The organism is Pseudoalteromonas sp. S327, from assembly GCF_005886415.1.
Taxonomy (GTDB): Bacteria; Pseudomonadota; Gammaproteobacteria; order Enterobacterales; family Alteromonadaceae; genus Pseudoalteromonas; species Pseudoalteromonas atlantica.
On sequence record NZ_PNDP01000044.1, the window covers coordinates 25,310 to 39,352 of the forward strand.

Sequence of the window (14,043 nt, forward strand, 5' to 3'; positions counted from 1 at the left end):
CAATTCCAATAAAAAAGCCCCAATAAAGGGGCTATTTTAACAGAACTATTTAATTAGTCATCACTTGCGCCAAGAAGGTGCAGTAAAGAGGTAAATAGGTTATATACGTTTAAGTATAGAGCGACCGTCGCGCGAATGTAGTTAGTTTCGCCGCCATTAATAATACGGCTAGTATCAAATAAGATTAAGCCAGACATAATTAACACAACAGCAGCGTTAAGCACCATAAACATTAGCGAGCTGCCAATGAAGATGTTAACTATGCTTGCAACAATAACCACTAGTAAGCCTACTGTTAAAAAACCACCCATAAATGAGAAGTCTTTTTTAGTGTTTAATGCATAAGCCGATAGACCAAAAAATATTAATGCAGTAGAACCAAGCGCCTGCATAATAAGCATAGGGCCATTAGGCATAGCCGCATAATAGTTAAGTAGTGGGCCAAGGCCTGCGCCCATACAGCCTGTAAAAGCAAACACCCAAAACACGCCTGAGGCTGAGTCTGCTTTTTTGTTTACAACAAATAATAAACCAAACGAAACCAGTGTGAACACAATTCCCATAAAGTAAGGTAATTGTAATGCCATTGAAATACCCGCCGTAACAGCACTAAATGCTAATGTCATGGCCAGTAAGAAATAGGTGTTTTTAAGTACCTTGTTTGTTTCAATGGTCGACATTACCGGTTTAGCGGTATTGTACGAATGATTAAATGCCATTGTAGAGCTCCTTTAAGTGAAACATGTTTGTTTCGATAATTTAACTAAAATTAGATTACCAACTCTTATATGTTTGGGCAAACCTTTGTAGATCAATAGAGTGTTATTTTTTAATTAAAGTTCATTTAAGCATCAAAAAGAAATTATTTGTTTCATCTTTAAACAAATTAATTGTTTTTTAAGCACTTAAACAATTTTTTTAAAAAAAAGCTTCACAAAGCCAATGGGTTTCCCTATTATGCAGGCCGTGCGGAGAGATGGCAGAGTGGTCGAATGCACCGGTCTTGAAAACCGGCATGGGTTTGTAGCCCATCTAGGGTTCAAATCCCTATCTCTCCACCATTATATTTAAGCCCGCTTTTAGCGGGCTTTTTTGTTTTTACGCTTTATTATCAGGCCACCTTAGGTTTCCTCGCTTATTTCCCCATTTCGGTTTGCTATTAGCCGCTATTAATAGATTAATAACATATTAATTTGCTACTTTTATTTTTTAGATTTTAAAATTGGTAATTAAAATAGTATGTTGTGGCTCAAGGATGATTTACCTTCAAGAAAACTTATTGTTTATCGTGCAATGATGCTCTCGTTGGTAACGTTGTTTGTTTTATTTGTATTTCAACCTTTTGACACAATTAACGATACATCGTCACTTTTGCAGCTTTGCTGTGCTGTATACCTACGACGTATTTAATATTGCAATCTAAAGGTTAGGTTTTATTGACGATAGCGCCTATAAGGTAGTGAACTTAGTCTTATAGGCGACTAAGCAGCGCAAAGTAAGTGTGGGCTGGCAGCACAATGCGTGTTTGTTTTTTGTTAGCAAAACCATTTATTAAACCATTCACTAAACAGCCCAACATAAATTAAATCTTCAAATTATCACACCTTTCAAAGGGGGTTAAATACCTTTGCTATAAACGCTAAGGTATATTTTTATAAAATTAAAATGCCTAGTTACAGCAGTTTAAAGAGTGCTTGTTTTCCCATCATAAATTACGACCATAGTCTCTGTTTCTAACCTTAAGAACTTGGTGCATGCTTAAGATAATGTTTGTAGTGTGTATTTAGGAACTTATATGAAACATCAACTAGCCAAAAGTGTCGCGCTTTCTTTATTATCCCCTGTGATTGTTGGTAGTTTACTTGGCCTTTATTATGGGCTCACTATGAATGGCGATGCGGCTACCATTTTCTTACAACTACTGATGAGTGCAATCGCGAACGCACATATTGTTGGACTGACTATGGCCGCTTTTGTCGTACCGGGTTATTTGCTTATGTTTAAGTATGCAAAAGTGAATTATTCAGGTGTACTGACTCTTGGGCTGCTCGGTGGCGCAATATTTAGTTATTTACTTAGTGCTACAACAGGCGAGATATTTTTAATTAATAGTGTAATGGCCGCTTTTGCCGCAGGACTATTTTTATTTGGCCTGCGTAAAACATCAAAAAAATAATTGCAGAAATATTAATCAAGCGTGCTGAAAAACGGCGCTATTTCTGTTTTTTTGCCTGTAAAAGGTTTCAATTTTTCACGACAAAGAGTACCTTTAGCTACTGTCTGTTTAATAAGAAGTAGTTTGGTATGCAAAAGCACGATTTTTACCAGTCATTAGTTAAGCAAACTGAATCACTAATTGCTGGTGAATCTAATGTCATTGCTAATATGGCTAACGTAAGTGCGCTATTATTTACCTCATTAGAAGATGTAAATTGGGCGGGCTTTTACTTTATGGATTCGCCAAGTGAATTAGTGCTTGGGCCTTTTCAAGGTAATCCAGCGTGTATTCGTATCCCTGTTGGTAAAGGGGTGTGTGGTACGGCTGCAGCAACGTTAGAAACTCAACTAATCGAAGATGTACATGCGTTTGATGGCCACATAGCCTGCGATGCAGCGTCTAACTCTGAGATTGTTGTACCTATCATGAAAAATGATAAAATAGTTGCTGTTCTTGATATCGATAGCCCAACTATTGGTCGATTTGATACTGATGACCAAGCAGGTCTTGAAGCATTAGTTAAATGCTTAGAGGCAAGCTTATAATGAAAGACTTGCTAAATGTTCAAGACTACCTATTCGCAGTACAAGATGTAGGCGATTGGGAAGGGGAAGAAGAACATGTAGCGGAAACGCTCAATGATTTGATTCACATAGCCTGGGATAAACTTCCAGATGATTTAGATTGTGAATCAATCGATGAAATAATAAATGGTATTTGGGAACACCTTCGAGGTGATTTGGCTGTACTTGAAGCCGACTTCGAAGAGTTAATCGACTGGGTAATACACTACGTTGACTCGTCCCTTGATGAAAAGATGTGAAAAATAGGTTCTAAAATGGAAACCACAAACAAGCTAAAAGATATTAATGAAGTGCTGGAATTTCTTTATCAAGAATTTCCACAATGTTTTAAACAAAAAGACGGTATTAAACCGCTTAAAGTCGGTATTTTTAAAGATATTGCCGAGCGTATCGAAGGGTCTGAAAAAGTAAGTAAGACTCAAGTACGTCAAGCGCTTAGAAAATACACGTCTAACTGGCGTTATTTAGAAGCTGTGACTAAGTCAGAGTTTCGTATTGATCTTGATGGCAATCAAGGTGAAAAAGTTGAGCAAGAGCACATTGACCACGCTCAAAAAGCACTAGAAGAAAGCCGTGCTAAAATGGCAAAACGCAAAAAACAACAGCGTCCACGCCAAGATTCAGATTCTAAATCTTTCAAGAAAAAACCAGCCCACGCTAGCAAAAACAATGCACAAGCTAACAAACCAGCTAAAGCAGCCCCTGCTAAACGTTCAGGAAAAGTTGAACCTTTACCTGCAAGTGAGGTCAAGGTTAATAACAAGGTTAAGGTTAAACTTGGCCAAGCACTTGTAAATGCGGTAATTACTGAAGTAAACAAAGACGAAGTTCATGTTGAATTAGTAACAGGCATGCAAGTTAAAACCAAAGCTGACAGCTTATACATTATTTAAGTTGTAAATAAATTAAGGAGTTGTGTATGAGTAAAAAGTTTACGCTCATTCCGTTAGTTGCTGCCCTGTTTTCGGGTTCTTTATTCGCTTCCGTAGAAGCGGCAAAACTTGAAGACTTGCCTGTACTTAAACAAGAAAGTCAACATGGCACTGCCAGCAAACGAGTGGCTAACTTATTTGCTCGTTCACACTATACACCGGTTCGATTTAACGATGGGCTTTCTAGCAAAGTGTACGATCGTTATATCGAATCCCTTGATTTTAATAAAAGTGTGTTTTTAGCAAGCGACATTGCTGCGTTTGAAAAATACCGCAACGATTTTGATAATGCTATTACCACCGGTAAGCTTGGCTTTACGTTTGATATTTTTAACTTAAGCTTAAAGCGCCGTTTTGAACGTTATGATTACTCTTTATCATTACTAGATAAAGAAATGACGTTTGAGAAAGACGATGAATACTTTTTTGACCGTGAAGATTCAGCATGGCCAGCATCGCAAGCTGAGCTTGATGAAATTTGGCGTGAACGCGTTAAATACGATGCCTTACGTTTAAAAATGACAGGCAAAGATTGGGAAGGGATCAAAGAGGTCCTTACTAAGCGTTATAAAAATGCACAAAAACGTTTAGTGCAAACAAATTCAGAAGATGCATTTCAAATTGTAATGAACTCGCTAGCGCGAAGCATTGAAGCGCATACGTCGTACTTATCGCCGCGCCGCGCAGAACAATTTAAAATGGATATGGACCTAGAGCTTGAAGGCATTGGCGCCGTTTTAAGCCCAGATGAAGATTACACCGTTATTCGCAGCTTAGTACCAGGTGGACCTGCCGATAAAACAGAGCAGCTAAAAGCTGACGACAAAATTATTGGTGTTGCCCAAGATCAAAAAGAGTTTGTTGATGTTATTGGCTGGCGTTTAGATGATGTAGTTGATTTAATTAAAGGCCCTAAAGGCACTAAGGTACGTTTACAGTATCTTAAAGGCTCTGATGCACATGGCACGCCTAAAGTAGTTGAAATCACCCGTGATAAAATTCGCTTAGAAGATAGGGCTGCTAAATCTGAAGTATTTGAAGCGAGCTATTCAAATTTAACTTCAAAAATTGGTGTTATTGAGATCCCAGGCTTTTACAACAATCTTTCAAAAGACGTTAAGGTTGAATTAGCTAAACTTAAAGAAGAAAACGTAGACGGTATTATTATTGATTTGCGTCAAAATGGCGGTGGATCATTATATGAAGCTACACAGCTATCAGGCTTGTTTTTTGACCAAGGTCCGGTTGTACAGATTCATACATTAAATAACCGTATTGAAGAGCAAAAAGACCGTGACGGAATTACCTACTACGATGGCCCATTAACTGTTTTAGTTGACCGCTACAGTGCTTCAGCCTCTGAAATTTTTGCCGCCGCAATGCAAGACTATGGCCGCGCAGTAATTATAGGCGAGCAAACCTTTGGTAAGGGAACGGTTCAGCAACACAAAGGCTTAGGCCGTGCGTACGATTTATACGACAATGACTTAGGTAGCGTACAATACACTATTGCTAAGTTTTACCGTATAAACGGCGGCAGTACTCAGCATAAAGGGGTTATTCCTGATATTTCATTCCCTTCGGCGATAGACCCAGCAGAGTGGGGCGAGAGCAAGCAAGATAATGCATTGCCGTGGGATAGCATAGTACGAGCTAAGTATAATAGGCAGGGTAATTTAACGCCTGTAATCACTTATCTTGAAAAACAGCACGAAGTACGTATTAAGTCAGAGCCAGAGTTTGGTTACGTATTTGATGATATTGCCCGTTACAATGAAGAGAAAGACCGCAAAACTATTTCTTTAGTTGAAGCAGACCGTATTAAAGAAAAAGATGAAAATGAAGCACGTACTCTAGCGCGCACTAATGAGCGTTTAAAGCGTTTAGGTAAAGAGCCAATAGAAAACCTAGATGATGTACCTGAGGTAATTGAAGAGCTTGACCCTTTCTTAGAAGAGGCAGCACTGATCACTCAAGATTACATTAACTTTGGCCGTATCGCTAAAAAATAAACACGTGTTTACCCCGTTTAAAAGGCGCTTTTTGCGCCTTTTTTGTTACCTAAATTTCGCTAAATTGCTATAATCGCGAATTACTAAATTGAGTTACATTACTGTGGCTTAAAAAAAGCACTGATACGCTAAAAATAATAAATAACCACGCCACGATATGTGGTGTGCAGGAGTCACTATTTTGAAGCCTTTAGAAAAACCGATTAAACCCGCCTCGTTTTTTGATGCACTTGTTCCTATCACTGTTTTAATTTGCCTTTTAGGCGCAGCGGTATATTTATTTGGCGATAACTCGTCATCAGGTCCTAACCAAATAGCGTTATTATTTGCCACCTTTGCTGCGGCACTAATAGGGCTAAAAAATGGCTATACGTGGAAAAAGCTTGAAGAAGCCATGATTGAAGGTATTACCTTATCATTGGGGGCTATTTTAATTTTATTAATGGTGGGCGCCTTAATTGGTACTTGGTTGTTGTCGGGTACCGTGCCAACGCTCATTTACTATGGCTTACAGGTTATTAACCCAAGCTGGTTTTACGCCGCAAGCTGCTTAATTTGTGGCATTGTTGCAATGAGTATAGGTAGCTCTTGGACCACAGCTGCCACCATAGGTGTGGCGCTTTTAGGGGTGGCCACCGGGTTAGGGCTTGATCAAACTGTGACGGCAGGGGCGGTTATTTCGGGTGCTTACTTTGGTGACAAACTCAGTCCGCTTTCTGAAACTACTAACTTAGCACCGGCTGTTGTTGGAGCTGATTTATTTGAACATATTCACCACATGTTATGGACTACTGTTCCTAGCTTTGTCATTGCATTAATCATTTTTATATTTATGGGCTTTAATGCAACGGCTTCTAACGAAGCCGGCAGGATTGACGAAATAACAGCGATTTTAGAGCAAAACTTTAATATTGGCTTTGAAATGCTAATTCCATTAATTGTGCTGCTAGTTTTAGCTATTAAAAAAATGCCAGCGTTTCCGGCAATTTCAATTGGCGCTGTAATTGGTGCTGTGTGGGCAATGTTGTTTCAGTCTGATTTAATTGCGACACAAATTGACCTTTCTCAGGGTGAGTTGGTTGGTTATTTTAAAATTATTTGGACGACTTTTTTCGATGGTTTTAGCATCGACACGGGTGATGACAAAATGGATTCATTGCTCAGTGGTGGCGGTATGGCTGGGATGTTAACAACAACATGGCTGATCATGACGGCTCTTATGTTTGGTGCCATTATGGAAAAAACCGGCTTATTAGATATTTTTGTTAAGAGCATTTTAAAAATAGCAAAAAGTACGGGCTCGCTTATTACATCAACCATTGCTACTTGTGTGGGCACAAACTTAATAGCGGCTGATCAATACATTGCTATTGTAGTGCCAGGTCGTATGTTTAAAGAAGAATATAAAAAGCGTGGCTTAAAGCCCGTTAATTTATCGCGTACTTTAGAAGATGGCGGCACAATAACAAGCCCGTTAATTCCGTGGAATACCTGTGGTGCGTACATGCAAAGCGTATTATTAATAAACCCATTTGACTATGCCTTGTATGCTTTCTTTAATTTAATTAACCCTTTCTTAGCCATTATTTATGCGTACGTAGGCATTAAAATTTTACGCATTGAACCCAAGCAACCTGCTTAAATCTAAATAGCTCCTTTTTTAAGGAGCTTTAGTTGGAGTAACTATGACTGTTTCAGCAAAGCCAAAAGCGCAATACTTAAAAGACTACACTGCGCCTAATTTTTCTATAGAGCACACTGAACTCACTTTTGACTTACAACCACTAAATACAAAAGTGACGGCGCTACTAACACTTAAAAGAACAACAAATCAAAACTCAGCGCTTGTGTTAGATGGCATAGACTTACAATTAGTGGAGCTGCAAGTAGACAATATTGCTTATACTAATTATAAGATTGAAGGTGAGCACCTAATCATTAATGATTTACCTCACACATGCCAGCTTAAAATTGTTACTGAAATTTCTCCTGATACAAATACCTCTTTAGAAGGCTTGTATTTATCTGGTGGAGCGTATTGTACGCAATGTGAAGCGCAAGGTTTTAGAAAAATAACCTACTTTTTAGACCGCCCTGACGTGCTAAGCACGTACGATGTGACGATTATTGCTGATAAAAGCTTTAAGCATTTACTGTCAAATGGTAACCAAATTGACAGCGGTGAAACAGCTGATGGCCGCCATTTTGCTAAATGGCAAGACCCATTTAAAAAGCCAAGTTACTTATTTGCATTAGTAGCGGGTGATTTTGATGTACTAAAAGACACTTACACAACAAAAAGTGGGCGCGAAATTGAGCTTGCGTTATTTGTTGATAAAGGCAATTTATCTAAAACACCACATGCAATTAACTCATTAAAAAAAGCCATGCATTGGGATGAGACACGCTTTAACCTAGAATATGACTTAGATATTTACATGATTGTTGCCGTAGATTTTTTCAATATGGGAGCAATGGAAAACAAAGGGCTAAATGTATTTAATAGTAAATGCGTATTGGCTAACCAAGAAACGGCCACCGATAAAGATTATCACACGATAGAGTCGATTGTTGGTCATGAGTATTTTCATAACTGGACGGGTAACCGTGTTACCTGTAGAGACTGGTTTCAGCTATCGTTAAAAGAAGGGCTCACAGTATTTAGAGACCAAGAATTTAGTAGCGATTTAGGCTCACGCGCACTTAACCGCATTGATGCCGTTAAGGTAATGCGCACACATCAGTTTAGTGAAGATGCGGGGCCAATGGCGCACCCAATTCGCCCTGAAAAAGTTATCGAAATGAATAACTTTTATACCGTAACGGTGTACGATAAAGGGGCTGAAGTTATCCGAATGATGCACACCCTGTTAGGTGAGGTTAACTTTCAAAAAGGGATGCAGCTTTACTTTGAACGCCATGATGGTCAAGCGGTTACCTGTGATGATTTTGTTGCTGCAATGAGTGATGCTTCAGGCATAGATTTAACGCAATTTAAGCGTTGGTATAGCCAATCAGGTACACCACGATTAAATGCAACACAGCACTATGATCACGATAAGCAACTTTATACTTTAACAATTGAGCAAACAGCTCCGCTAAATCAGCCAGATAATAAGAGCCTTCACATTCCATTTGCCATCGAATTATTAGATGAAAATGGGCAAAGTATTGCACTTACTTATCAAGGTGAAAAACGCGACCACGTGCTTAACGTAACTGCGCCAACGCAAACGTTTTACTTTGATCAAATACCTGCTCGCCCAGTGGCTGTGTTACTTGAAGATTTTTCAGCGCCCTGTATTTTAAGCCAGCAAAATTCAGAACCGGATTTACTGCATATTATGCGTTATGCGCGCAGCGATTTTTCGCGTTGGGATGCGCAGCAGCAGTTATTTATTAATGCGGTTAAGCAAGCAGTCAAGGCACCTGAACACGCAACACTAAGTGAAAACGTTATTAATGCACTACGTGTGTTAATAAGCGCACAAAGTGGCGATTTAGCACTGGTAGCAGAGCTTATAAAACTGCCAAGCTTTGACACCTTTGCCGCTGAGTTTGACATAATTCCTGTTGACGAAATCATTACAATCACAAGATTGTTTGAGCAACAGATTGCCGAGCAATTATCTGATGAGCTTTTACATTGTTACAGTTCGTTAGTAGATGATGGCAGTATAAATCCAGATGCAGTGGCTATAAGAGCGCTTAAAGGTGTTTGTTTACATTACTTAGCTAAAATACCTTCTGAGCAAGTTGACCGCTTTATCAAAGAATCGGCAGATTCACCGAATATGACCAATGTTTTAGCCTCATTAAGTGCGGTAGTAAAAGCATCACACCCATTAAGAACAACGTTGTTAGATCATTTTGATAGCCAGTGGCGTCATGATGTTTTAGTTATGGATAAATGGTTTGCGCTGCAGGCTATGCAATCTGGTGATGATGCTATTGAGAATATAAAAGCGTTGTACGCGCATCCTAGCTTTGATTTTTCAAATCCAAATCGTGTACGGGCATTAGTGGGCAGCTTTAGTCATTTTAATACCGCACAATTTCACCGAAAAGATGGTGAAGGTTACGCATTATTAGGTGATTTACTTATTAAGCTAAACGCGATTAATCCGCAAAATGCCTCTAGAATGTTAACGCCTTTCATGTCGTGGAAACGCTTTGACACAACCCGTGCTCAAGCAATGAAAGCACAGTTGCAACGCTTAGCAAACCTTGAAGGATTAAGTGCTGATTTATTTGAAAAGGTTGAAAAAGCGCTTAATTAAATGATTGAGTATTACTTCTCTTTACACCTGAGCTATAACAAATGCATGGACTACTACCATGGTCGTTTTAGCTCAGTACAAGTGGTTGAGGATAACGGTAAAACAATACGCTTTGCCGCCTCGCACTTACGCCCTTACATTTCATCTATAGGAATAAGAGGGCGTTTTAGACTTTTACTTACCCCCGAGAATAAATTTATTCGCCTCGAACGTATCGCCTAACCTGCTGTTTTTATGTTATAGATACATAAAAATATTATCTTTTTGTTAATTTCAATTTGTTCTATTGTTAATTTACGTGTATAAATTATCTGGTATGACGTCTTACCAATACGTAAACGTCAGCTCAAAAAATATAATAATTGATTGAACGCGACCATTTGTAATTTTTTATAATCGCTTCTATCGTTAAGATTACACTAAAAACAATAACTTGATCACACATAATTACCCACGACAGGGGGGATACACAATGATAAGAAGATCGCTTTTTGTTAAAAACAAAATAGCTATAGGTTTAGCAGCCGCAAGCTTAGGTTTATCTGCAGCAGCGAATGCAGCAAATTTTGAGGTAGGGGGCTTTGATGTCACCTTCGACTCAACTTTTTCCTATGGTCAAAGCGTCCGTGTTGAAGACAGAGATTTCGACATTATTGGTAAAAGCAATAATCCTGCATTTGATTGGACTGGGTATAATCCTTCATTAAATACAATTTATTCTTCTCAAGATGTTTGGGCTCAACCAGGCTCTTACTCTAATAATGGCGATGCAGGTAATCTTAATTTTGATAGCGGTGATTCGTTTTCAAAATTATTGAAAGGAACACACGACCTTTCAATTAGTAAAGATAACTACGGCTTATTCACACGTTTTATGTACTTTTACGATTTTGAGTTAATGGATGGTGATAGAGCCTACGTTAACCCAACCTCAGGACAAGGCGTAGATCCATGTGATGATGACGACACAAAAGAGCAAAGCTGTGCCGACATTCGTTTATTAGATGCCTACGTTTGGGCAAATTTTGACTTAAACGATGGCAATAACCCGCTGTCAATTCGCCTTGGTCAACAAGTAGTTAACTGGGGTGAGAGTACACTTATCTCTCATGGTATTAACGTAAACCCGGTCGATATTGACCGCTTAAAAGCGCCAGGTGCTGAGCTTAAAGAAGCATTTATTCCTGTAGGTATGCTTTGGGCGTCATTAGGGATCACTGAAAATATTACTTTAGAAGGTTTTTATCAGTACCAATGGCATGAAACACGCCTACCGGCTGCGGGTACTTATTTTTCTACCAATGACTTTGCAGCAGAAAACGGCTATCAGCAAAATGTACAGTTAGGTTTTACTTCAAACCCTGACATTGATATGGCCTTTTTAACCGACAGCCTTAATAACCTTTATACTAATTTTGCTCAGGTAGCCGCAGCACAGGGTATTGACCCAACAAGTGCTGAAGGCCAAGCCCTGCTTGCAAACATGTATTTAGCTCATCCAACTAAAGTTGCGCTTAAGGGGAAAGGCGATAACGGTAAAACAGAGCCAGATGACGGCGGCCAATATGGTTTACGTTTAGGTGTATTTTTACCAGAGTGGAACGACACAGAAGTGGCGTTATACCACGTTAACTACCATAGTCGACGTCCGCTAATTTCTGGTCGTGTATCTAACTTTTCTCAAGCTGCCATCGCACAAGATTTAGCGATGATTGCAACAACAGAAATTACAGATGACAACGTGGCAGATTTAGTTGCGTTTTCAAAAGCAGAAAATGATTACCCAGAAGATATTAAACTTTACGGTTTAAGCTTTAACACCACAATTGGCGAAACCGCGTTTGCTGGTGAGTTTGCATTTCGTAAAGACGAACCGTTACAAATTGATGATGTAGAGCTACTTTATACCGCCATGCCTGAACAATTGGCGCTTGCCGGTATTCGCCCAGACTTTGCGGGTATTTCGCAAATGAGTTTTGGTGATGCGATTAGCTCTGTAGCGGCAGGTGAAGTTGCACAAGGTTATATTGAACGCGACACATCACAAATTCAGTTTACTGCAACACATTTATTTGGCCCGTCATTAGGTGCTGATAGCTGGGCTGTAGTAGGTGAAGTAGGTGCTGTGAAAATTCATGATATGCCTGATTACGACGAAATGCGTTTAAATGTGTCGGGTACAGGTCGAAGTGGTGTGATCACAGGCCCAGGCACTACTGACTACACAACATTACAACTAGGCCTTTCTAATGGCCCAGAAGAAAAGTCGTTTGCAACGGCATCATCTTGGGGTTACCGCCTAATTGCTAAAGGTGATTACTTTAACCTTTACAATGGCATTAACTTCTCTCCACGATTTGTATTTTCTCATGATGTAAACGGTAACACACCTGATCCTATGTTCTTGTTTATTGAAGACCGTAAATCGTTGGGTGTAACGATGAACTTTAATTACCAAAATGCATGGTCACTTGATGTGAGCTACAACTCATTTTGGGGTGGTGGCGATATCAATACTTTCTCAGATCGTGACTACGTTTCTTTCAATTTAAAATATTCAATTTAGGGGTAATATTAGTATGATTAAAAAACCTACCCTCATCGCTACCGCTTTGTGTAGCATGTTTTTAAGTTCAGCGGCAATGGCAAAAATGAGCGCTGAAGAAGTTGCACGTTTAGGACAAGACTTAACGCCATTTGGCGCAGAAAAAGCAGCCAATGCTGATGGGTCAATTCCAGCGTGGAATGGCGGTATTACATCTGCACCAGAAGGTTATGAGCCAGGCATGCACCATTTAGACCCGTATTCTGCGGACAAAGTGTTGTTTACCATTGATAAAACAAACCTTGATAAGTACAAAGCTAACTTAAGCCCTGGTCAAATTGCTTTGTTTGAAGCATACCCAGATACGTTTAAAATGCCTGTTTATGAAACGCGCCGCTCTGCGTCTTACCCACAGTTTGTATACGATGCAACAAAAGAGTTTGCTGCAACGGCTGAGCTTATTGAAGGTGGCAACGGAATAAAAAATACCGCAATTGGTATTCCATTTCCTATTCCTAAATCTGGCTTAGAAGCTATTTGGAATCACTTATTACGCTATCGTGGACAATCAATAGAGCGTTTTGGTGGACAAGCTGCACCCACCGCATCGGGTTCGTACAATTATGTAGGCTTTGATGAACAACTATTGGTTAAATATTCAGATCCTAAAGCGACCCCTGCAGAGCTTCAAGACTCAAACATTTTGTTTAAATTTAAGCAAAAGGTGACAGAGCCAGCACGCCTTGCCGGTACAGCGCTACTTGTACATGAAACCATGGATCAAATTTTAACGCCTCGCCAAGCGTGGACATATAACTCAGGTCAGCGTCGTGTTCGTCGTGCACCAAATGTTGCATATGACGCTCCAGGTACAGCCGCAGATAGCTTACGTACTACTGATGATTTTGATATGTTTAATGGCTCACCTAACCGTTACAACTGGACGTTAAAAGGTAAGCAAGAACTATATATTCCGTACAATAGCTACAAGTTACACAGTGATAAACTAGAGTACGACGATATTTTAAAACCAGGCCACATTAACCCAGAGCATACGCGTTATGAAAAGCACCGTGTATGGGTTGTTGAAGCTAACTTAAAAGATGATACACGCCATATTTATAAAAAACGCGTGTTTTATATTGATGAAGATAGCTGGCAAGTACAAGTGACCGATATTTATGATAATCGCGACCAGCTTTATCGTGTAGCAATGGCATATGGCTTAAACTACTACGAAGTACCTACGCAGTGGAGTACCTTAGAAGTGTATCATGATTTAAATTCGCGCCGTTACTTAGCTATTGGTTTAGATAACCAAGAAAAAATGTACGACTTTTCAGAGTCGTTTAACGATAACGAATTTACTTCAAGCGCATTACGCCGTGAAGGTAGATAACAACGTAATATGCAGCTAACAGCCCGTTAGCTGCTTTTTTCTTTCTCATCGCGTTTGTCTATACGACACGCAG

General features: G+C 39.5%; 11 protein-coding genes and 1 tRNA gene. 11 read left to right on the forward strand and 1 reads right to left on the reverse strand.

Annotation, left to right across the window (positions count from 1 at the left end):
- Positions 1–53 precede the first annotated feature (53 nt).
- Positions 54–719: a Bax inhibitor-1/YccA family protein gene (locus CWB60_RS13945; RefSeq protein ID WP_004586716.1), complete on the reverse strand. Its 666-nt coding sequence runs from the start codon at positions 717–719 to the stop codon at positions 54–56.
- Between the two features lie 251 nt (positions 720–970).
- Between CWB60_RS13945 and CWB60_RS13950 the strand changes: the two genes are divergently transcribed.
- The 11 genes from CWB60_RS13950 (at position 971) to CWB60_RS14005 (ending at position 13,970) form a co-directional block, all read left to right on the forward strand.
- Positions 971–1,061 (forward strand) — tRNA-Ser (locus CWB60_RS13950).
- Positions 1,062–1,795: 734 nt separating this feature from the next.
- Positions 1,796–2,176, forward strand: coding sequence for a hypothetical protein (locus CWB60_RS13960; RefSeq protein WP_004586715.1), 381 nt, complete (start codon positions 1,796–1,798; stop codon positions 2,174–2,176).
- 128 nt (positions 2,177–2,304) lie between these two features.
- Positions 2,305–2,763 (forward strand): free L-methionine (R)-S-oxide reductase MsrC, encoded by a 459-nt coding sequence (msrC, locus tag CWB60_RS13965; protein ID WP_004586714.1) that lies wholly within the window; start codon positions 2,305–2,307, stop codon positions 2,761–2,763.
- Positions 2,763–3,041, forward strand: a complete 279-nt coding sequence (locus CWB60_RS13970; RefSeq protein WP_004586713.1) for a hypothetical protein — start codon at positions 2,763–2,765, stop codon at positions 3,039–3,041. Before msrC ends, CWB60_RS13970 begins: the two co-directional genes overlap by 1 nt.
- A 15-nt stretch (positions 3,042–3,056) precedes the next feature.
- A complete protein-coding gene (gene proQ / locus CWB60_RS13975) occupies positions 3,057–3,695 on the forward strand; it encodes an RNA chaperone ProQ (protein ID WP_004586712.1) in 639 nt (212 codons plus the stop codon).
- A gap of 26 nt (positions 3,696–3,721) precedes the next feature.
- Positions 3,722–5,746, forward strand: coding sequence for a carboxy terminal-processing peptidase (gene prc / locus CWB60_RS13980; protein WP_096041641.1), 2,025 nt, complete (start codon positions 3,722–3,724; stop codon positions 5,744–5,746).
- 181 nt (positions 5,747–5,927) lie between these two features.
- Positions 5,928–7,388, forward strand: a complete 1,461-nt coding sequence (gene nhaC, locus CWB60_RS13985; RefSeq protein WP_171036153.1) for a Na+/H+ antiporter NhaC — start codon at positions 5,928–5,930, stop codon at positions 7,386–7,388.
- A gap of 43 nt (positions 7,389–7,431) precedes the next feature.
- Positions 7,432–10,026: an aminopeptidase N gene (pepN, locus tag CWB60_RS13990; protein ID WP_138576522.1), complete on the forward strand. Its 2,595-nt coding sequence runs from the start codon at positions 7,432–7,434 to the stop codon at positions 10,024–10,026.
- Positions 10,027–10,248: a DUF2835 domain-containing protein gene (locus CWB60_RS13995; protein WP_024033528.1), complete on the forward strand. Its 222-nt coding sequence runs from the start codon at positions 10,027–10,029 to the stop codon at positions 10,246–10,248. It begins immediately after the preceding gene.
- Between the two features lie 250 nt (positions 10,249–10,498).
- Positions 10,499–12,592: a DUF1302 domain-containing protein gene (locus tag CWB60_RS14000; protein ID WP_004586707.1), complete on the forward strand. Its 2,094-nt coding sequence runs from the start codon at positions 10,499–10,501 to the stop codon at positions 12,590–12,592.
- 13 nt (positions 12,593–12,605) lie between these two features.
- On the forward strand, positions 12,606–13,970 hold the full coding sequence (locus tag CWB60_RS14005; RefSeq protein ID WP_024033529.1) for a DUF1329 domain-containing protein: 1,365 nt from the start codon (positions 12,606–12,608) through the stop codon (positions 13,968–13,970).
- The last annotated feature ends 73 nt before the right edge of the window (positions 13,971–14,043 follow it).

Bases quoted from the DNA above. Each gene is read 5' to 3' on its own strand.
- CWB60_RS13970 (WP_004586713.1), top strand. From the start codon at position 2,763: ATGAAAGACTTGCTAAATGTTCAAGACTACCTATTCGCAGTACAAGAT.
- pepN (WP_138576522.1), top strand. From the start codon at position 7,432: ATGACTGTTTCAGCAAAGCCAAAAGCGCAATACTTAAAAGACTACACT.
- msrC (WP_004586714.1), top strand. From the start codon at position 2,305: ATGCAAAAGCACGATTTTTACCAGTCATTAGTTAAGCAAACTGAATCA.
- CWB60_RS13995 (WP_024033528.1), top strand. From the start codon at position 10,027: ATGATTGAGTATTACTTCTCTTTACACCTGAGCTATAACAAATGCATG.
- prc (WP_096041641.1), top strand. From the start codon at position 3,722: ATGAGTAAAAAGTTTACGCTCATTCCGTTAGTTGCTGCCCTGTTTTCG.
- CWB60_RS14005 (WP_024033529.1), top strand. From the start codon at position 12,606: ATGATTAAAAAACCTACCCTCATCGCTACCGCTTTGTGTAGCATGTTT.
- proQ (WP_004586712.1), top strand. From the start codon at position 3,057: ATGGAAACCACAAACAAGCTAAAAGATATTAATGAAGTGCTGGAATTT.
- CWB60_RS14000 (WP_004586707.1), top strand. From the start codon at position 10,499: ATGATAAGAAGATCGCTTTTTGTTAAAAACAAAATAGCTATAGGTTTA.
- CWB60_RS13945 (WP_004586716.1), bottom strand. From the start codon at position 719: ATGGCATTTAATCATTCGTACAATACCGCTAAACCGGTAATGTCGACC.
- CWB60_RS13960 (WP_004586715.1), top strand. From the start codon at position 1,796: ATGAAACATCAACTAGCCAAAAGTGTCGCGCTTTCTTTATTATCCCCT.